This is a genomic window from Flavobacterium sp. GL_143, assembly GCF_057834355.1.
Window position 1 is genome coordinate 5,327,321 of record NZ_CM174401.1, and the last position, 21,208, is coordinate 5,348,528.

Annotated in this window: 14 protein-coding genes; 4 read left to right on the forward strand and 10 right to left on the reverse strand. The window is 32.5% G+C overall.

What is annotated here, in order from left to right:
* Nucleotides 1-925: 925 nt before the first annotated feature.
* From AC3IPI_RS22510 to AC3IPI_RS22540, 7 genes are all read right to left on the reverse strand, one after another.
* Entirely contained in the window at nt 926-1,342 is a 417-nt protein-coding gene (locus tag AC3IPI_RS22510; protein ID WP_052249930.1) for a DUF4190 domain-containing protein, read from the reverse strand.
* Between the two features lie 192 nt (nt 1,343-1,534).
* Entirely contained in the window at nt 1,535-1,831 is a 297-nt protein-coding gene (locus AC3IPI_RS22515) for a hypothetical protein (RefSeq protein ID WP_039117106.1), read from the reverse strand.
* Nucleotides 1,832-1,850: 19 nt separating this feature from the next.
* Complete coding sequence (locus tag AC3IPI_RS22520) at nt 1,851-2,087, reverse strand: DUF3820 family protein (protein WP_086894244.1); 237 nt, start codon at nt 2,085-2,087, stop codon at nt 1,851-1,853.
* A 229-nt stretch (nt 2,088-2,316) separates the two neighbouring features.
* Nucleotides 2,317-4,245: a glucosamine-6-phosphate deaminase gene (gene nagB, locus AC3IPI_RS22525; RefSeq protein WP_323489073.1), complete on the reverse strand. Its 1,929-nt coding sequence runs from the start codon at nt 4,243-4,245 to the stop codon at nt 2,317-2,319.
* A gap of 44 nt (nt 4,246-4,289) precedes the next feature.
* Nucleotides 4,290-5,672 (reverse strand): glucose/galactose MFS transporter, encoded by a 1,383-nt coding sequence (gluP, locus tag AC3IPI_RS22530; protein WP_489155894.1) that lies wholly within the window; start codon nt 5,670-5,672, stop codon nt 4,290-4,292.
* Between the two features lie 181 nt (nt 5,673-5,853).
* A complete protein-coding gene (locus AC3IPI_RS22535) occupies nt 5,854-6,729 on the reverse strand; it encodes a sugar phosphate nucleotidyltransferase (protein ID WP_489155896.1) in 876 nt (291 codons plus the stop codon).
* 27 nt (nt 6,730-6,756) lie between these two features.
* On the reverse strand, nt 6,757-7,833 hold the full coding sequence (locus AC3IPI_RS22540) for a mevalonate kinase family protein (RefSeq protein WP_489155899.1): 1,077 nt from the start codon (nt 7,831-7,833) through the stop codon (nt 6,757-6,759).
* 402 nt (nt 7,834-8,235) lie between these two features.
* Between AC3IPI_RS22540 and AC3IPI_RS22545 the strand changes: the two genes are divergently transcribed.
* Nucleotides 8,236-9,276 carry a substrate-binding domain-containing protein gene (locus AC3IPI_RS22545; protein WP_489155901.1) on the forward strand — a complete coding sequence of 347 codons (1,041 nt, stop codon included), beginning with the start codon at nt 8,236-8,238 and terminating at the stop codon, nt 9,274-9,276.
* Nucleotide 9,277: 1 nt separating this feature from the next.
* Here the strand turns inward: AC3IPI_RS22545 and AC3IPI_RS22550 are convergent, their stop codons facing one another.
* Nucleotides 9,278-9,928, reverse strand: a complete 651-nt coding sequence (locus AC3IPI_RS22550; protein ID WP_489155903.1) for a sugar-binding protein — start codon at nt 9,926-9,928, stop codon at nt 9,278-9,280.
* Nucleotides 9,929-10,239: 311 nt separating this feature from the next.
* A complete protein-coding gene (locus tag AC3IPI_RS22555) occupies nt 10,240-12,945 on the reverse strand; it encodes a GH116 family glycosyl-hydrolase (protein WP_489155905.1) in 2,706 nt (901 codons plus the stop codon).
* Between the two features lie 307 nt (nt 12,946-13,252).
* On the opposite strand from AC3IPI_RS22555, the gene AC3IPI_RS22560 reads away from it, so the two are divergent.
* Entirely contained in the window at nt 13,253-14,950 is a 1,698-nt protein-coding gene (locus AC3IPI_RS22560) for a RagB/SusD family nutrient uptake outer membrane protein (protein ID WP_489155907.1), read from the forward strand.
* A 207-nt stretch (nt 14,951-15,157) separates the two neighbouring features.
* Nucleotides 15,158-16,381 carry a purple acid phosphatase family protein gene (locus AC3IPI_RS22565; protein WP_489155909.1) on the forward strand — a complete coding sequence of 408 codons (1,224 nt, stop codon included), beginning with the start codon at nt 15,158-15,160 and terminating at the stop codon, nt 16,379-16,381.
* Nucleotides 16,382-16,477: 96 nt separating this feature from the next.
* Here AC3IPI_RS22565 and AC3IPI_RS22570 read toward each other — a convergent pair whose 3' ends face one another.
* Entirely contained in the window at nt 16,478-17,083 is a 606-nt protein-coding gene (locus AC3IPI_RS22570; RefSeq protein ID WP_489155910.1) for a hypothetical protein, read from the reverse strand.
* A gap of 1,045 nt (nt 17,084-18,128) precedes the next feature.
* Between AC3IPI_RS22570 and AC3IPI_RS22575 the strand changes: the two genes are divergently transcribed.
* Nucleotides 18,129-21,203 carry a SusC/RagA family TonB-linked outer membrane protein gene (locus tag AC3IPI_RS22575; protein ID WP_489155911.1) on the forward strand — a complete coding sequence of 1,025 codons (3,075 nt, stop codon included), beginning with the start codon at nt 18,129-18,131 and terminating at the stop codon, nt 21,201-21,203.
* Nucleotides 21,204-21,208 lie beyond the last annotated feature (5 nt).

Sequence of the window (21,208 nt, forward strand, 5' to 3'; positions counted from 1 at the left end):
TAGTGAATAAAATTGGATTATTAGAATTTTATCCTAGACTTCTTAGACTGACTTAGATTATTAGACTCGCTTAGATTTTTAGACAACTTAGACTTGCTTAGATTATTAGATTACTTAGAGTTTTAGACTAACTTAGATTATTAGACATCTTAGACTTTCTTAGACTTCTTAGACTTGCTTAGATTTTTTAGACCTGCTTAGACTGCCTTAGACTTCTTGGATATTTGGATTGTCTAATTTTAGACTGATGAATTATAGTAATCCTAAAAAAATTTCCCAAATTATATTATTAAATTTCAAAGTCGAATATAAAAGTAATGACTCTTTATTCTGGTGATTTATATAGCATATACTCTATATTATGCATAGTATATAACCTATATGATATGAAATTTTAAAATCCGATATTCCTAAAAAGTCTGAAAACTCTAAGAAACCCAATAATCCGACAATACTAAAAAATCTAAGAAAGTCTAAGGAGTCTAAATATCTAAGATGTCTAAGCAAGTCTATAAATCTAAGAAGTCTAAATTATTATCAAATTATAGAATGAAAAAATAAAAAACACAATACTGAAGAATACATCAAAAATCAATACTATTTTAAAATTAGAAAATTGAAGTATCTTATTAATGAGAAAACGTGCTATTAACTGAATAAGGAAGAATGAGAAAATTTTTAAACTGTAAGGATTATAGGCAATTGCTTCTTTGAAGTTTAAATTTAGAATTTGAGAAAATGCTCTTGTTAATCCTCGACTTTTACAATAACTCAAAGGCATTCCTTCGCAAAGGGACCGTACTCCTAAATTTAAAAAAGAAGATAAATAACAATAAAAAAAGATAAACATGATTATTATAATAAAAATCTTGTTTATCCTTTTGTATGAATCAATTTCGTAAGAAGGTTTTGTTTTCACAAAAAATTATTCTTTTGGTTCTTCTACTTCAATTGAATCAGTTACTGTTTCAACGCTGTTATTTAAAGAATCCTGTAATTTTAATGTCTCTGTATGTATAGAATCTATAGTTGATCTTATTTCATTTTCATCAGATAATGATCCTGCCCAAACTGAACCTACAAAAAGTAGTACCCACATAAGTGCAAAGATAGTCCCAACAACTCCTAAAACTATTCCTGCTATTGGCATTGAGGTAGAAGCATTTCCTTTTTTGGCTTTCATGTAACCAATTATTCCAAAAATCACTGCAAGTATTCCAAAAAATACCGATATTAATCCTACACAAGGAATAAATGCTATTAGAATTGTTAATATCCCTAAAACTAAAGCGGCAGTTCCCATTCCTTGACCTGCATTTGATGATTGTAAATTGTTATCCATATCGTTTTTTATGTTAATTGCTGCAAAAATAAGAAAACACTTATCCCTATTAGAGAGAATAAACCAAAGTTATTAACAAATAAATGATTATCAGACTAACTTAGACTTGCTTAGAATTTTAGACTTTCTTAGACTGCTTAGACTTATTACACTATAAAGTCTTAAAGTGAAATATCAAAAATCGCAGTTTTACTAATCCCACATCATGAATAATGCGAAAATAAAACCATAAATTAAGGTAAAGAAAACCGCAATTAGTAATGCTATGATTCCTATAATAAAGCCGACTTTAGACAATGCAGTTGAAGCATTTTCGCTTTTTGCCTGAGACATTCCTATTGCTGCAAAAATCATTGTTAAAACCCCACCAATTATAGCTAGTATATAAAAGCAAGGTATAAAAGCAACTATAATAGACACTATTCCTACTACTAAAGCTGCAATACTCATGTTTTGGCCAGCTTGTGACTGTTGAAAATTATTCTTCATTCTTTTTCACGCTGATTTATTATTTCAGAGGCTTAGGATATTGCTTTTTGATATTCCTGATTAACTCTTCTAAACCATTAAGTTTTAACTCATAGACAAGTGCTAGTTGCTGTCCTAATTCACCATTAGGAAATCCTTTATTATGATACCAAACGACATAATATTCAGGAAGATCAATTAAAAATCGTCCTTCGTATTTTCCGAAAGGCATCTTGGTGTGGGCTAATTTTATGAGAAGTTTTTTGTCTTGTTCCATTTTTTTTTAAGAAAAAAAGAAGCAAGAAAAAAGAATATAGACTTATTCTCTCTTCTTGCTTCTATTGAATGCAAAGCTATTATTATTTTCCTTTTATTTTTGCCACTGATCAAAAAGATTTTCACAGATTTAAAAACCTTGAACCTTTCTTTTAACCTTTTCGACAAAAACTTAGAAACTTAGAATCTTAGTAACTCAGAACCTTTGTAACTTTGTTCCTTTGACCCTTTTAGTAATGCCATCTCACGAAAGCTTCCATTGCAGCGTAACGCGATAATCCTAATTGGTTGTATAATTCGGCTGTTTCTGCATTTCTGTCTTCGGCTCTTTGCCAGAACTCACGTGCATCTGATCCTTGAAACACAACTCCATCTTTTTGAGATTGGTGTTTAAAGATTCCATGTCTTTTTGCTAATACCTGATCTGGGCTCATTGGTACTGCCATTTCGACTTCGTCAATTCCCCATTCTTGCCAAGCACCACGGTATAACCATAACCAGCAATCATCCATAAATGATTTTGGTTTTAATCGTTTTACTGCTTCAAAAATAGCATCCAGACATACTTTATGTGTTCCGTGTGGATCGGCTAAATCTCCTGCTGCATAGATTTGGTGTGGTTTGATTTTTTCGATTAAAGCCATTGTAAGTTGAATATCTTCTTCTCCAATTGGTTTTTTCTCGATTGTTCCTGTTTCATAAAATGGAAGTTCCATAAAATGAATTTGTTCGTCTGGCAAACCTACAAAATGACTTGTTGAGCGTGCTTCTCCTTTTCTGATTAATCCTTTTATGTAACGAACTTCTGGAATATCAATCTCACTATTCTTTTTATTGGTTAAGAAGGTTACTGCTTTTTGATAGATATTTTCTGCTTCGGCGCTTTTGATTCCGAATTTCTCGTTGTAATCGGTAACGAATCTTGCAAAACGCAAAGCTTCATCATCTGCAACTGCAATGTTCCCTGAGGTTTGGTATGCTACATGTACTTCATGTCCTTGCTCTTGCAAACGCATAAATGTTCCTCCCATACTAATGATGTCATCATCTGGATGCGGGCTGAATATCAATACTCTTTTTCTTGCTGGTTCAGCTCTTTCTGGTCGTTTGGTATCATCTGCATTTGGTTTACCTCCTGGCCATCCTGTAATGGTATTTTGCAGTTTATTAAATATCTTAATATTGATATCGTATGCTGGTCCTGAATCGGCTAGTAAATCGCTCATTCCGTTTTCAATATAATCGGCATCGGTAAGCATTAGGATTGGTTTCTTTAAATCTAGTGCTAATCCTAAAACAGCTTTACGGGTTAATTTGTCTGTCCAAACAATTTTCTCTACTAACCATGGTCTGTTGATTCTTGTTAGTTTTGATGAGGCTTCTTTGTCTAAAACAAAAACCACATTGTTATGCTCTTGCAAAAATGACGCAGGAATTCTATTAGTAACTTCTCCTTCTACAGATTTTTTTACAACGTCTGCTTTTCCTTCTCCCCAAGCCAGTAGAATAACTTGTTTGGCTTCCATTATCTTTTTTACTCCAAGTGTAATGGCTGTTCTTGGCGTATTGTTTAATCCGAAAAAGTCTTTACTTGCAGCAACTCTGGTAATATGGTCTAATGCTACTAATCTTGTTTTTGAATTTTGCAATGATCCTGATTCGTTGAATCCGATATGTCCATTTGCTCCAATTCCAAGAACTTGTAGATCGATTCCGCCCAGAGCTTCTATTTTAGCTTCGTAATCTGCGCAATAATCTGCTATTTCTTCTTTTGTCAAAAGTCCGTCTGGAATATGGTAATTTTCAGGTAAAATATCTACTTGATCCATCAACAATTCTTTCATGAATCGTACGTAGCTATTTACTGAATCTGGCTCCATTGGATAGTATTCGTCCAGGTTAAAAGTGATTACGTTTTTAAAACTTAATCCTTCTTCTTTGTGTAAACGTACTAGCTCAGCATATAATCCTTTTGGGGATGATCCTGTTGCTAATCCTAATACACATGATTCGTTTTTTTCTTGTTTTGACTTGATAAGTGCCGCTATTTGCTGCGCAACTGCTTTGGATGCATCGGTGGAATTCTCAAAAACTACCGTGTCAATATTTTCGAATCGTTTTTCGAAACCTGTCGCCTTATCTATGGAACTTTTTAACATTATTCGCTTCTTTTTATATTTACTTTATTTATTTATCCTGTTTTTTATTTGCGTGACCAACTTCTGTATTTATGTCCTTTGAATGCAAAAAATATAATCATTAAGTAGCATGGCACTAACATTAAATATGCTATCTGATTTCCGCTTTTAGCCGTTTTAGCAACTCCATTTGCTATATTGGCTGCATTAACACTTTCTGCCCAAGCTCCATAAATTAAAGGAAAGATTGCTCCTCCTATAATACCCATAATTAAAATTGCGCTTCCTATTTTGGTATATCCTTTTAAATCCTGTAATGCCATTGGCCATATTGCCGGCCAACAAAGTGCATTTGCAAGTCCCATTAATGCTACTAAAATAACAACTAATGGTATAGCTGGAATCCCCGAAAACTGAACTGTTATTTCAGGTGATATTACAACTATTAAAATTACTAAAATTAATCCTAAAATTCCAGATGCTTTTAATGCAGTAACTTGCGAAAGATATTTAGGTATTAATGTAATTCCTAAAACATATCCTACTACCATCGCTGACATTGTAAATGAGGTTAATTTTAAATAAAAATTACCGTCTTTACCATATACTCCCAAATGTTTTCCGAATCCTCCAATGGAATCTCCTGCTAAAACTTCGGCTGCCAGATATAACATTAAAGTTATTACTCCTAAAACTAATTGTGGATGTTTGAAAGCGTTTTTAATTTGCTTAAAAATACTTAAATGTAGTACATCACCTTCTTCATCTAAATCAATTTCTGGTAATGGTGATAGCTTAACTAAAAGTGCCAAAACCAAAATAACCAATCCCATATAAAGATATGGTGTTTGCAATTGTAATGTGAGCAAATTTAAGGCTTCTGTTTTAGAAACCTCATCTAAAAGTGCAATTTTATCTGCTGTGTATTCTTGCATATTTGATAACACCAAAGCTGTCAGGGCTAATGGGGCTATAAATCCTGCAAACTTATTTGCAATTCCTAAAACGCTAATTCTTGCTGCTGCGCTTTCTCTCGGTCCAATAACAACTACATAAGGATTTGCAGCGGTTTGCAAAATTGCCAAACCTGTTCCCATGGTAAATAATGCTAATAAAAAGAATACAAAAGTTCTTGTTGCTGCTGCTGGATAAAACATAAAAGCTCCTACTGCAATTACAATTAAACCAAGCGAAATTCCGTTTTTATATCCTACTTTCTCGATAACCCAAGAAGATGGAATTGCCATTACAAAATAGGCGATATAGAAAGCAAATGTTACAAAATAAGCTTGAGAAGCAGTTAACTCACAGGCTAATTCGAAAAAAGGAATTAGCGGCCCGTTAAGCCAGGTAACAAATCCTAAAATAAAAAATAATGCGGTTAAAATAACCATAGGAATAATGGTACTCCTCTGGTCTATACGTATTGCACTTTCAATCTTTGACATAGTTTTTTTTGGTTGATGGTTAATAGATTAGTTATTTTTTTTCAATCTAAAATAGCACCAACACTTTCATAATTTTTGCAAATTAATCACGGGTTGTGCGATTTTTTTGCAATACTACGACAAAAGTAGCTCAATAAGTTCTTCTTATTCCTAAATTAGATATGAAATTTTTGTTAATTTTTTATGATTCCCAGTTTAGTTCTGGGTAGTTTTTTTTGAGATATTCTTTTACTTCTGCAATATCTTCTTTGGCAGTTAAATCTGGAACATGTTCCGAAAAAGGGATTCCTAAAGCTGTATTTGGGTTGTCTTTTATTGTATTTAAAAGCACTGTTGGCAATTCTTTTTCGTCTCTTTCTGGATTAACCGGACAATTTTTTAAATAAGGATATAGCATTGCTCCATCAAATTTAAAAGCATTCATACTTACTCTTAATTTTCCTTCGGAATCTTTGTAATTTTCTAAATCGTCTGCGGTTGGTTTTTCCAGAATATCCAATAAGTGATTATTTTTATCTAGTTTGGCTATTGCAAAACGAGAAATTCTTTCGGATGGAAAATCCAATGCGTCACGGTCGTAGCCAATAAAAGCATTTGGGCTGTTAGTTTCTCTTAACGCAAGCAAAGCTGCTGTAGAATATAAATTATCACTATTGCAAGTTGAGTAACTTTGGGTGTTCATCTCTGGATATTGGGCTACTGCCTGAAACAATGCATCGGCTGTACCAAATGGTTTTACTCTGCCTTCGGGAATATACTGTACAGCAAATGAAATATTTAATCCATGAAAATCATTGTTTTTATCTTGATTTCCGTAGAATTCTTTAAACAATTCTCCTTGCTCTCCTATAATAATGATGATGTTTTTATATCCTGCTTTTTTTGCATTTAGCAAAAGATAATCCAACAAAGGTCTTCCGTTAGGACCAACTCCTATTAAGCCTTTACTTCTTTCATTCGCCTGAGCGATTTCTTCTTCGGTTAAATTATTTAATACAACTTCTTTTTTCATTCGAGAAGATGCACCGCCTGCTAAAATAATTAAATTGTCATGCATGATTTGTTCTTTAAAATTTTAAAATTATTATATTACTCTTGCTCCCGGATCAACGGTTACAGTATATGCTTCTTTTGCTCCTGCTGCTAATATTGCAGCTACAACTGCATCTTCTTTTTTAGGATCTGCAATTACAACAATGCTTCCGCCGCCGCCTGAACCAACAATCTTGGCACCATAAGCTCCAGCACGTAAGGCTGCATTAATCATATCGTCGATTTTTGGTACTGTTATTTTTAATAAATCTCTTAAAACAGCATGGTGCATATTCATTAATTCACCAATTCTAACCAAATCAAGCGTTGGTTTATCAAATTCTTTTAAAGCTTCTTTTGTATATTGATAGTTCTTTATAGCTGCTTCAAAAAACGGAATCAATCTGTCTGGTAAATAATTACGATATTTATCTATATCTTCTAATTCGGTTTTATGCAAATCAAAATCTTTAAAATTTTGTTTTATAATATCGATGGCCAATAATGCATTGCCTTTTAATTCTCCTATTAACCCAATTGTTTCTTTTGGAACTCCCGAAACACCTGTAATTAATCCTTTTAATTGTGTGCCAATTATATTGTACGAGAACGGAACACTTGTATTAATATGAACAATATTCCCTACTCCTATACTAAAATGATCCATCATTCCGCCTGGTTCTCCATGTTCCAAAACTTCTGATGCGTACCCCATTTGCGCAATAAACTCAGGAGTAACTTCACAATCAACTCCATAAGCTGTAATTAAAAAGTTAATCCATGCCATTAATAATGCCGATGAACTTGACGTTCCTGAATTAATCGGAATATCTCCTTTTACAGTAATATCATATCCAACTGTAGGGATACAACCGTGTCTTCTTAAAACTCTCAGCGAAGAAGCAAAATAATCACGTGGTTCTAATTCTTCAAAAGTTGCATTGATATCAATGACTCTAACTTCATTAATATCCTCCATGTTTAGTTTAAAAACCGAAGTCCCATTTTCTACTGCTGTTAATTGTATATTTCTATTTATTGCACAAGCTATAACAGGTAATCCTAAATAATCCTGATGATCTCCAAAAAGGCACGTTCGTCCTGGTGCCAATGATATAATTTTCTTCACTTTTAAAATATATTAAAATACTGCAATACTGGTAATTACACTATTATTAGTTTATAAAATAGGCTTTTATTTTAGTTTTAACTTTACGAAACTAGATATTAAATTTTAATTAACCTAAGAAAAAACAAAAAATGTGCTCGAACACACTTAAATAATGTTATCGAGCACACTTATATAGATGCCTGAAAATGTTGATAAAAATCTTCTTGAAATTTATTACGATTTTTATGTTAATTGAAATTAAGAATACCTAATTTTATATTTTTGTTTCACATTCCGTTTTTTCAGTAAATTAACCATTTATTACACAACCAAATACTTCATTACAAATAAAAAAGCCATTTACTTTATAAATATCTCCAAAAAAGAATAAATACAAAGTTTTTATATATTTGCCTCCTTATGAATAAAAAATATACGATTAAAGATATTGCTAAATTAGCAGGTGTTTCGAAAGGTACTGTTGACAGGGTTTTGCATAAAAGAGGAAAAGTTTCTCCGCTGGCTCTAGAAAAAGTAAACGAAGTTTTAAATGTAATTGATTACGAACCCAATCTTATTGCTCGAAATTTAAAAAACAATAAGATTTATCATATCTGTATTTTATTACCCGATCCCAAGATTGACCCTTATTGGCTTCCTTGCATCCACGGAATAAAAGATGCTATTCAGGAATTTAAAGCATACAACATACTTGTTGAAACATTTTATTTTAATCCCGAAAAAACAAAATCGTTTACAAACACAAACGAAACGATTATAGAGAAATCGCCAGATGCTGTTTTGCTAGCCCCTTTATTCCATAAAGAAACATTGGATGCCATAAAAAAATACGATTCTTTAAATATCATTGTCAACACATTTAATAATCAGGTAGAATCTACTTTAATCAAAAATTTTGTTGGGCAAGATTTGTTTAGAAGTGGTCGTGTAGCAGCCAAATTATTAAATACAATTCTAGACAAAGGGCAAATTGCAATTATACATATTGATGAAACTTACAAGAATGCAATTCACATGCAGGAAAAAGAAAGAGGTTTTAGAAATTATTTTAGCGAAAAAGAAAACCTTGATTATAAGATTACAACATTAAAACTAAAAAGCCCGAATGTTGAAGTCACTCTAAAAAACTTCATCAATGAAAATCCAGATTTATCTGGTGTTTTTATTACTACATCCAGAGCATATCAAATAGCCAAGACAATTAACAAGGTTAAGGATAGAAAAATTCGAATTATTGGTTATGACTTAATCGATGAGAATGTAAATAATCTAAATCTTGGCGTAATTGATTTCTTGATTCATCAAAATCAAAAAAGACAAGCATATCTTGGTATAACATATCTTGTAGAGCATTTCCTTTTTCATAAAGAAACACCTGCTGTTACGCTCTTACCTATTGATATTATTAACTCTGAAAATGCCGATTTTTATCTGGAATAATCTAGTCTTTCAAGGTTAAAATTCCAAACGATGATGCAATATGAAAATTGGGCGTTTCTGTATCAGGATTCACCCAAGTTATCCAGGTCGGTTCATAATCGGAACCATTGGTTTTAGAATATTTGGCTCTAAAAATTCCAGTTTCGATTTGGTTGTTATTAATTAAATTAAGCTTCTTTAAGGATGCAATACGTATTGCGCCTTCTACAACAAAAGAATCATCTTTTACAGATGATTTAACTAATAAATCATCTTTTGGCCAGGACCAGTCAAAATTAAGATTCTTATCAGGATACGCTATAAAATCCATTACTCTGGCTGCGGTATCAATCTCCATACAATAATACGGATTAAGCGAACTATCTGGTCTAAAAAACAGCTCTACCCTATCGGAATTATTGATACTATCAATACTATCGTCATTCTCTACTATATGAATTTCAGAATCATAAACGGTAAAACAAAAAAACAATTGCTCAACATCCCATAAGGCTTTAAACTCGATTCGGGAAACCGCTTTAGAATCCCAAGGCGAACAAAAATTATCCAGGATAATTGCTGTTTTCCATAAATCAGAATCACCCTTTCCAGAAATAATCAATTGGTTTGTAGCTATTCGATTTACTTCGTAATTTTTAATTCCCTGATTCATAATTATTTTTAATTAACACGTTGAATAGAATTCCTAAAAATAGAATTTAGTACATAGAACATAGATTTTATGAATAAAAAAGGACACAAGAAAAATACATTTCGTTCATAAAGCTAATCCCGATCCCGAAGCATCGGGACGGGATACTTTCTAAATAAATGCAACGCCTTTTTTGAGAATACAAAATCTATGTTTCTATGTATTTAAATTAATTATACGTTACGAATCCAATTATCTATACAATACTTTTATAGTAATACAAACATAATGTGTTCGAGCACAATTTACAATTAAAATTCATTATTTATTAATCAGGATATTAAAATGACTAAAGCTTGATTTGTTTGTATAGTAATTGGTTTCAATAAGTTAATCTTTACATCAGAATCTCCATGAGTAAATTCGAACGGTATATTATTGGATTCCAACATTACTGAAACTTTTTCTATTTTTTGCAAATCTATTTTTTCAAGACCAACTGATCCTAACTTTAGGGAACCATATTTCAGATCGATTCTATGTATTTGTTTTCCTGATTGTTTATACTGGGTATAAGAGCCCCATCCCTCTGCCGCTGTAAATGGTGCTTTAAAGTTTTCTTTGTCCCATTTTGGAGCAAACCCAATATATCCTTTAGGGCCATGATATACAAAACCACATGCTGTTATAAATGTTCCATAGCTTGCCATCGCTCGTGAATAATGATCACTACATTCGATTTCATTAAATGGATTTCGCTTTGCTGCATGATATCGGTCATGTATCGCTTTTGTCATTGCCAGCCCTTCATCTACCATTCCTTCAGCAATCATATGTGCAGCTACTTGATGTTCGAAACCACTCATACATTCATGAAAATAACCAAGTTGCCAAGTTACATCATCGCCATAAGGTTTGGGTTCATTATACGGATTTGTATTTAAAATCATTCCTCCTTCTCCTGGCAACGCATAAGGGCGACCTCCTGGATGATCTTTTATATAGGGACCTACATCAATCTTAAAATTATATTTCCATAAAGATTGTAATGCCGATACTGTTTTTTCTTTATCCAAAATTCTTCCCAATCCTACTTGATAAGCCCATGCCTGACCATATACCTGATCTATATGGCATGTATTATAGGAACCTAAATTCTTCCTGCCTGTTTTGGCATCAGGACGATGTATAAAATACTCTCCATTAAATAACTTTTCTTCCATGTTCTTTCTTCCAATCTCTACATATTCTTTGCACTTAGCAGCAAAAACAGCATCGTTCATTTCTTCTGCCATCACTTGTCCTGCTTTTACTGCAGCGATACATAAACCTACAATCCATGCAATTTCTCCGTCCCATACTGCATCCAATGTGTTTTCCATTGGTGTATCTTCCATTCCATCTTTATTTTTATCCTGATCTATAATAAACTGGACGGTTCTTTTAATACGTGTCCAATTTTTTTTCAAAAATGTATCATCTGTACTCATTTGATGTTCTCGATAAATACGCAATACCGTTCCTGCTTGTCCATCTATTGCTGGTCGTTTATCATATTCTCCTCTAAACCATATTCCTCCATTTTCCATTAACGATATTCCTAAATCAACCCTTTCCCTATTATCTTTTTCAAGAGCGGGAAAAATTCGTCCAACTGCCTGTGCATATTGCCAAACATGGGTACAATTTCCTTCACATGCGCCTACTCCTTCCCATGCCCACGAACGCCCTGTAGCAAAACGATGGGATGTTGTGGTTGCCATAGTAGAAATGTTCATAAATGTTCGTTCCAAAAACCACCATGGCAAAGTAGAATCATACCAAGTTGTTTTCCATAACTCTGTTTGTGATGAAAGGAAAGAGAATTTATCTGCAATGTAATTATTCACTTCTAATGCATCCGAGAATTTGCTAGCATAATAATTCCCACTCTTTGCATCTGGCACATTAATTCGTTCTCCTACATTAGGAAAATACCAACTTATAACATAATCTATTTTTACCGTTTTCCCAGCTTTAATTTTTTGAGAAGTACCTATTCCTCCAATTAATTTATTGCCTGCGTCGGTATGTACAATCGTTTTGTCTGTTTTTGAAAAAAGCTTTTCGCTTTGAATTAATTCTCCTAATGATGGATTTGCAAATCCTTTTGATCCAATTAATGATAAACACATAGAGCCTGAATCTCCAAACTCAGAAAATTTATTTTCTTCGGTAGCGACAAATCTGGAAAATACAGATAACATATTTTCTTTTATTACAACCTTATTTACACGTTCACCATCACCAGATCCAGCCGAGAATTTATTTACAGCATTTTCTAACCAGCCCATTAATTCAATGCTTATTGGTTTCTTACTGTTATTTGTAACCTGAAAAGAAAGGACTGTAGCTGGTAAATTAGAATTATCCTCATCCAAAGGAATAAAAGGAGAAAATGCTTGTAGTGTAATCGTAATTGGTAACTCTTTTTTTGTGTACTTAATGGTTGCTAATGGGTAAGTTGCCTCAAAAGCAATTTCATCCCAATCTTCACTTTTAAGTTCTTTAATGACTGTTTTACCTGCATATATAATTTTAATTGCAAATCCCTGATCCAATGGACGAATATCTTTGGATGGCTCTACATAACAGGCACCATCTCTGGAACGTACTTTGCTTCCTCCATCTAATACTTCGGTATTCCATGCTATCACTTTTGGCTCAATTCCTTCTTGGTTTTTATTAAAAATATCCCATAACCATAATCTGCCATCTCCTCCTAAATAAACCGTTCCACAATTAATACCTCCTACAGGCATACCAATAAAATCTAATTCATTCTTACTTTTTAAATAAGTAGTTACTGTACTCTTTTCGTACAATGATTTTATCCATTCTTGATTTATTGCCTGTCTTAATAATATTCCTTTCTCATTATTCAAAGCTTCTGGGAGAAGAGAGTTTGCCATTACAGGAATACGATAAACCAATAGTCCGGTAACGAACAGACTGGTATTCTTAATAAAATCACGACGCTTTACGTTTTTACTTGACATAATCATTTTATTTAAATTATTACTGGTTAGTTTTTCTCATTAACAAAAATGTGTTCGAACACAAATATAGTGTGTTCGAACACATTTATACAATTTTTCTTGCTTAATTAAAGAATAATATATAGATTCGTTTTTTATTAGTAAGTTTTTTATGCGAAAAAATTACAAAAAACCAACAAATAACACCTATTTACTATCATTATTCTTACCAAAATAACAAATACCAGAACAGATTAAAATAATTATTAACCAAACTATTCTTCAGTAAACAAATTATCATTTGGCCTTAACCTTAAAACTTAAAATCATGAAAAAAGTATTTACATTATTCATTACTATCGCCTTTCTATATTCATGCGATTTAGAGCGAGATCCTCACGATTCTTACGTAAAAGATAAAATCTTATCTGATAAAGAAGCAGCTGTAGAAGTGCTACTTAACGGATGCTATGCACAACTCAAAAATTGGTCAGATATAATGCATGTTGCAGGAGAATATCCAAGTGATAATGTAATGATCAGAGGAACTTCTACAGGTTATTCTTATTCTTTTATTTCATATCAACATATGACTAGTAATGGCGGGCTAACTAATTTCTGGAACAATAGTTACAAGATTATTTCTCAATCCAGCGATTTGATAAAAATGATATCTGAAGGAGAAAGCCCTAAAACTGATCAGCAATTAGGAGAACTACATTATCTAAGAGGAATGATGTATTTTTATTTATGTCGCATATACGGCAGACCATACTCACAATCTCCCGAAACTAATCTAGGTGTGCCTATTGAAAACGGAATGCCCGAAAATGTTAACAGCATCAATCCATCAGACAGGGCAACTGTAAAAGCAACATACGAACAAGCAATAAGCGATCTTAAAAAAGGGGAAGCTTTAATGACCGAAAACAAAAATGCAGCTTACGCAACAAAACAAGCTGCTCAAGCAATGCTTTCCAGAATTTATTTATACATGAGCGGAACTTACGAAAGTCCAAATCAGGAATACGCTTCTTTATCTATAGAATATGCTAATAAAGTAATTTCTAGCGGTCGTTATCAATTACTTAGTAGAGCTAATTTTATGAAATACAATGTTTTTGCACCTGATGCAAGCGGACAAACAGAAACTATCTTTGCCGTTAAACGTGTAGCGTCAGAGTTTTCTGGCAATGATTATTACAATAGTATTGGTGGCATGTATGCTAACATTCAGGGACAAGGTTGGGGAGAGATGTACCCTAGTGCTAAATATCTGGATCTATTAAAGAAATCTGGTCTAAAAAAAGATGCCAGATGGGCATTTATAGATCCACAATATACTTTTGATAATTCTAATAATAAAATCGAAGCTTTCCGTTTTATAACCAATACTTATGATATTGCTGGAATACAAACAGGTTTTAATTATGTACAACAACCACTTAAACGCAATACTGATGGTTCATTTTATATAACTATCGGAACTAAAGATTATAATCTTACAGTAGTTAACGCATCCGAAAATAGCTACTCTATAGATTATGAAAATAAAACATATGTTGGCGAAAAAGATTATATGATGTTGCTAAATCGTATATATCCAATGTTCTACATTACAAAATGCTCTCTACAAGATAACAACTCCCATTTATACTCTCCTACTATCTCAAGATTAGCCGAGATGTATTTGAACATGGCTGAAGCTTATGCAAAAAAAGGAGATTATCAAAATGCTCTAACAAACTTAAATATCATAAGAGAAAGAGCCGTTGTTGGCGGCGGATATACCTCATTAAATAGTACAAATGCAGTACAACTTATTGACGAAGAACGCCAATTAGAACTAGCCTTTGAAGCACATCGTGGATATGACGTGTATCGAAACGGACAAACTATGACGCGTCGTTACCCAGGCCCGCATTCTCCAATGATAGATATCCCGGCAACAAGCTTAAGAGTTATACAATACATCCCTCAATCAGAAATTAATGCTTATCCGGGTACATTAACTCAAAACCCATAATTAATAAATATTCTTCTGGAATTCCTCTTAATTATTCTGCATTGAATTAAGAGGAATTCTTTTTAAAACTCAAAGTAAAAAATATGTGTTCGAGCACATTTTACAATACTTTTCTTTGTTTAATAAAATATAATCTATAGTTTCGTTTCTATTTATCTCAAAAGAACAACCATTTTAAACTATAAATAACCAAATTTTTATCTTTTTATGAAAGAAGAAAAAAACTCTCGTCGCTCCTTCTTAACAAAAACTATAGCAGGTATTTCGGGATCTGTTATAGCAACAGGGCTACCATTATCGGCTTTAGCATCAAACACAAATAGCGAAGTACCAGACTCAAAACATGATTTCTTAACAAAGCCCTATTTGCAAGCTCCCACAAATGATGGTATTACAATAATGTGGCTCACTAACCAACTTTGCTTAAATTGGGTAGAATATGGCGAAACCGAAAAATTAGGAATCAAAGCCCAGCAATGTGCTCATGGTATGATGAATATTAATTCTAGAATCAATACTGTAACACTCACAAATCTTAAACCAGATACGACCTATTACTATAAAGTTTTCTCCAAACAAATTTTAGATTTTCAACCATATAAAATCACTTTTGGAGATATTATAAATAGCGAAACATATCATTTTAAAACACTCAATCCAAAAGCAAAAGAAGTAAGCTGGCTCGTTTTAAACGACATACACGACCGCCCGAAATCTTTTGGCGAACTTATACAACTTAACCAAAATAAACCTTACGATTTTGTTTTCCTTAACGGAGATATGTTTGACTATCAAACGGATGAAAACCAAATCATCAATCATTTACTTAATCCTTGCAGCTTATTTTCGACTGAGAAACCATTTATGCTTGTAAGAGGAAATCATGAAACCAGAGGTAAATACTCAAGAAATCTATTAGATTATTACTACAACTACGATAAGAAAGAGTATTATACTTTTAAAATGGGTCCCGTTTTTACAATTGTTTTAGATACTGGCGAAGATAAAAAAGATTCACATCCTGTATATGGCGGAACTGTAAATTATGATTCTTATCGAGAAGAACAAGCAGTTTGGCTAGAGAAACAAATGAAGTCTAAAGCTTTTAAGAATGCTCCTTTTCGTGTAGTAATGATGCACATTCCGCATTATCATTCCGATGAAGAACACGGAACAACCGAATGTCGCAGGTTATTTGGTCCTTTATTCGAAAAATATAAAATTGATTTGTTTGTTGCAGGACACACACACGAATACGGAATGTTCGAACCAAATAAAGATCACTCCTATCATTTTGTTATTGGCGGCGGACCAGAAACTGGAATTAGAACTTTAATACGAATTGAAGCTAATCCTAAAGTTTTAAATTTGCAAATGCTTAATGATTCTGGTAAAGAAATTGGCTTGTTTCAACTTAATAGTAAAAGGTAATTTTTTAAGGTTTAAACTTTTTCTTTTTTAGCCTATTTCAAAAATATAAAAGCCTTCAAATTATATAATTTGAAGGCTTTTATATTTTTCGTTATGTTACTTCCCACATGAAACACATTTTGGCGCGTAAACCGAATTTAGAGTCCCACACCTACTACATTTAGAATGAAAGGGAGTTGAGCCATCTACAGCTCTAATTTCACTGCGTCCTTCTGCTACTAAATCAATATGCCCTTCAGCATCCAAAGTAACATCCCCTCCTATTGAAATCAAACTAAGCCTCAGATTAGCTGATTGGCCAGGATCTGAAAATAGTACCGAAGCCGAAAACGTATTAATTCCAGGATTCAAGTTTACTGTTAATGTTCTAAAAGACTTCCCTGCAGCAGATGTTATTGTCGGACTTCCTGGCATCCTAAGCTCATATTTACTTGCTGGACTTCCCTGATAACCAAATTCAATTATTGCCACCGCAGCCTCAGAAGAATAAATTTCACCCATAGCATAACAAGCATTGGGCGTACAAAATTGATCAACATTTTGAAAAAGAGAATACTGTAAACTACTCGATTTACGTGTCGAAACATAATGCTCTGTACCATTAGATACTTGGGCTGAAGACTCTACAGTCTCTAAAGCATCATCACTATTACAACTAAACATAAATAACAATAAAAACAGACATGGCACTATTTTTTTCATAATATAACATTTTTAAAGTTAAAAGAATAAAAATTAAACAAAAAGCTAAGCTATACCTTTTTTTAATAAAATCTAGCATATTTGTAATTTTTATTTTACAAAAAATATGTCCCAATAATTATATGTCTATTTTGCAACTAGCATTTGTATTATAGATTTTACAATTTTTTTTTATAATAAAACTCTCATAATCACCCTTGAAAATTAAAATAATTAATGCCATTAATCTAATAACACAGGTTAAAAAAACTAAATATTCATTAATATTCATTCTCCAAAATGAGTTTACTTTATATTGATACTTACAGGTAATAGTATTTAAAGGAATTTAAATACTATTACCTATTTTCTCCTAATTTCTAATTCCCTTATTTTAACAAAAATTAACTTAAATACGCACAATAAAAATCCTTCAAATGATTACAGTCATCTGAAGGATTTCCTGTTATCTCCGTTAAGCTAAAAAGACACACTAAATCTTAAGTTTATATTGCCGTTATTGATACTATATTATCGCCTTTGTTAACACAATATTTCAGGAATATTTAATATTCAACTGTACCCTTATATAAGAATTTGATACTTTTTTTATCAATCCTCTTTCTTTATTTCATCTTCTTATGGTAATTACCATCAAAATACTAGTTTTTAAATAATCAAGAAGCTTCATATTTTTTAATAAGAAACTAGAATTTTATTACTAAAAAAACATTTTCCATAAAAAAAATGTGCTCGAGAACACAAATATTGTGTGTTCGAGCACATTTTTTGTGTTTTTCCTTGTTTAATAAAAATTAAATATATAGTTTCGTCATATCTTAAAAAATAAAGTACAATTTATGTTAAAAAAACATAACTAAATAAACAAGAAAAAGTGTACATATTTAAGATTTTAAAATTGAATTTTCAGATAATTAATAGTAAAAAAAGAATAGCATCACGATTTCATTTAAGGCAGATTTCCTTAAATCGATTATAATAAAAATGAATACCAGTTAACACAACAACACAAAACAAATTATTAACCAAACCCATTTTTAAGAGTATGAATTTATTAATTAAACAAAAACCTAGAAGTTTTCGGTTAAACGCCCCTTCTAGAAAGGAAATTAAATTAGCAATTCTTTCATTGTTCGCTTTGACTTTTCAAATTTCAACCGCTGCTTCATCAAAAGAAGTAAGCACAAATAGAATTGATTTATCATTGGTACAAAAAATTGTTAAGGGTAAAGTAACCGATTCTAATGGAATGCCACTTCCTGGAGTAAATGTTCTTATTAAAGGAACTGCTATCGGTGTACAAACAGATTACAATGGTGAATTTGCCATAGAAGTAGCAGATAATCAAACAGTATTGGTTATTTCTTATATGGGAATGCAAGAACAAGAAGTAACGATTGGAAAAGGGCCTATCGTTGTAACTTTAAAAGAAGCTGGAGAAGTAATGGACGAAGTAGTTATCGTTGGTTACAGCAAAATCAAAAAAGAAAGTCTTACTGGAGCTTTACAAACGCTAGATAATAAAAAACTTACTGATATTACTACTCCATCTGTAGAGAATTTATTAGCTGGTAAAGCTACTGGAGTTTATGTAAGTTCAGGAAATGGACAGCCAGGAGATACTGGTAAAATCGTTATTCGTGGAAAAACTACTGTTAACGGAAGTACTGATCCTTTATGGGTTATCGATGGTGTGATTGTAGGAAGTAGTTCTGGAAACATGAACCCAGCCGATATCGAAACTTTAACTGTACTTAAAGATGCTGCATCTACAGCTGTGTATGGTTCTCAGGGTGCAAATGGTGTAATCATTGTTACTACAAAAAGCGGAAAAAGTGGTAAGGCAACTATTAATGCCTCTATCAAAACTGCTGCAACAACTGTAAATACAGGAAATTTTGACATCATGAATGGTCAGGAATTATATGACTTATATGACTCTTTCCCTAACAAACAAGATTTTAGTAATGCATGGTGGTGGAACCCTGAATTAAGAAACAAAAATTACGATTGGTGGAAAAATGCTACTCGAACTGGTATCGCAAGAGATTTTAACTTATCGATTAACGGTGGTAGTGATGTATTTAAAAGCTATGTTTCTCTTGGTATATATGACGAAACTGGTGCTATAAAAGGATATGATTATACTCGTTATAACTTACTACTTAAATTTAGCTATAAAGTAAACAATTGGTTAACCATACGTCCTCAAGCTAATATTACACGTACAGAAACTGAAGACAAACAACATTCTGTCAGTGCTATGTATGGCAATATGCCTTGGGATAGCCCATATCTTCCTGATGGAACTTTGGTAGGCAACCAGCCAAATCCTACTTGGGTAAATACAACGGGTTCAAACTATTTGTATGACTTACAATGGAATTATGGAGAATCTGAAAGATATAGTGTTCGAACCAATTTAGATTTTGATGCTAAAATTACTAGTTGGCTATCATTCACTTCTACAAATAACTACACCTTCTCAAATTACAACGAAATGACCTATATTGATCCAAGATCATCTGAAGGGTTATCAGTAAAAGGAAGAATTACAGATGAAACTACTAGTAATAATCGTTTTTATACCAGTCAATTATTCAAATTCAACAAATCATTTGGAGCACACGCTATAAACGCAATTGCTGGATATGAATGGAATGAATACAATGGTAAAACTAATGAAGCAATTTCAACTGGAATACCTCCAGGATTTATTGTTGCAGATGCAGCTACTGTTCCAGAAAAAGTTAAAGGTAACAGATCTCAATGGGCAGTTCAATCATTGTTTACCAACATAAATTATACCTATGACGACAGATACATGGCACAATTTTCTATACGCCGTGATGGGGCTTCTAATTTTGGAGAAAATGCAAGATATGGTAATTTCTTTTCTATTAGTGGTGGTTGGAATATTCATAAAGAAAAATTCTTTAAAGCCGATTATATCAATAACTTAAAACTTAGAGCAAGTTATGGTTCAGTAGGAAACAGACCAACTGGTTTATACCTGCACTTACCTTTGTATTCTGTGTCTTCTGGTTATAATGAAAATCCTGGTGCGCTTATTTCTCAAATAGGAAATCCTGATTTAAGCTGGGAAAAAACGTTTACAACTGGTATTGGTTTAGATGTTAGCTTCTTAAATAGAATCAATATAACATTAGACTATTACGATAAAGATACATCTGGTTTATTATATGAAGTGCCTTTGCCTGGAGTAATTGGAGTAACTAGTATCTGGAGAAATGTTGGGTCTGTAAACAATAAAGGTTTTGAAGCATCTATAAACGTAGATATCATTAAAAATGAAAACTGGAAATGGAATGTAGACTTTAATATTGGTTTAAATAGAAATAAAGTGACAAGTCTTTACGGAACAAAACAACAAATTATTGTTGAAGATGGAACTGGTATTTCTGGTTCTGCAAAAAAACTATTAACACCTGGAAAAGATGTAGATACTTGGTACCTTACAGAATGGGCTGGTGTAAATCCTGATAACGGAAAGCCAGAATGGTTTACAACCAATGCAGCTGGAGAACGTGTTAAGACATCTAACTATGGAGATGCATCTAAAAATCAAATTGCTATCGATGCCTACACTCCATCTTATTACGGAGGATTCTCGACTAGTTTAAATTATAAAAATTTCGATTTAGGAGCAACATTCAGCTACTCAGTAGGTGGTAAAATTTATAACTATGCTCGTGCTGAATTTGATTCAGATGGAGCTTATACAGATCGTAACCAAATGAATCTTCAAAAAGGATGGAGTCGTTGGGAAAAACCAGGGGATATTGCTACACACCCACAAGCAATTTATAACAATTCGAGCAACTCAAATAAAGCATCATCACGTTTCTTAGAAGATGGGTCATACTTAAAAATGAGAAGTGTATCGTTTGGATATAATTTATCTATTGAGCGTTTGAATATTTCTAATCTCAGAATATTTGTATCTGGTGAAAACTTGTTTACAATTACCGATTTCTCAGGTGTAGATCCAGAAATACCTCCATTTGAAAGAAATGGTGTAAGAACAATAACTGGAGTTTCAACCTCGGTATACCCTCAGACACGCAGATTTGTATTAGGTTTTAATCTTACTCTTTAAAAAAC

Bases quoted from the DNA above. Each gene is read 5' to 3' on its own strand.
- AC3IPI_RS22510 (WP_052249930.1), bottom strand. From the start codon at position 1,342: ATGGATAACAATTTACAATCATCAAATGCAGGTCAAGGAATGGGAACT.
- AC3IPI_RS22515 (WP_039117106.1), bottom strand. From the start codon at position 1,831: ATGAAGAATAATTTTCAACAGTCACAAGCTGGCCAAAACATGAGTATT.
- AC3IPI_RS22520 (WP_086894244.1), bottom strand. From the start codon at position 2,087: ATGGAACAAGACAAAAAACTTCTCATAAAATTAGCCCACACCAAGATG.
- nagB (WP_323489073.1), bottom strand. From the start codon at position 4,245: ATGTTAAAAAGTTCCATAGATAAGGCGACAGGTTTCGAAAAACGATTC.
- gluP (WP_489155894.1), bottom strand. From the start codon at position 5,672: ATGTCAAAGATTGAAAGTGCAATACGTATAGACCAGAGGAGTACCATT.
- AC3IPI_RS22535 (WP_489155896.1), bottom strand. From the start codon at position 6,729: ATGCATGACAATTTAATTATTTTAGCAGGCGGTGCATCTTCTCGAATG.
- AC3IPI_RS22545 (WP_489155901.1), top strand. From the start codon at position 8,236: ATGAATAAAAAATATACGATTAAAGATATTGCTAAATTAGCAGGTGTT.
- AC3IPI_RS22550 (WP_489155903.1), bottom strand. From the start codon at position 9,928: ATGAATCAGGGAATTAAAAATTACGAAGTAAATCGAATAGCTACAAAC.
- AC3IPI_RS22555 (WP_489155905.1), bottom strand. From the start codon at position 12,945: ATGTCAAGTAAAAACGTAAAGCGTCGTGATTTTATTAAGAATACCAGT.
- AC3IPI_RS22560 (WP_489155907.1), top strand. From the start codon at position 13,253: ATGAAAAAAGTATTTACATTATTCATTACTATCGCCTTTCTATATTCA.
- AC3IPI_RS22565 (WP_489155909.1), top strand. From the start codon at position 15,158: ATGAAAGAAGAAAAAAACTCTCGTCGCTCCTTCTTAACAAAAACTATA.
- AC3IPI_RS22570 (WP_489155910.1), bottom strand. From the start codon at position 17,083: ATGAAAAAAATAGTGCCATGTCTGTTTTTATTGTTATTTATGTTTAGT.
- AC3IPI_RS22575 (WP_489155911.1), top strand. From the start codon at position 18,129: ATGAATTTATTAATTAAACAAAAACCTAGAAGTTTTCGGTTAAACGCC.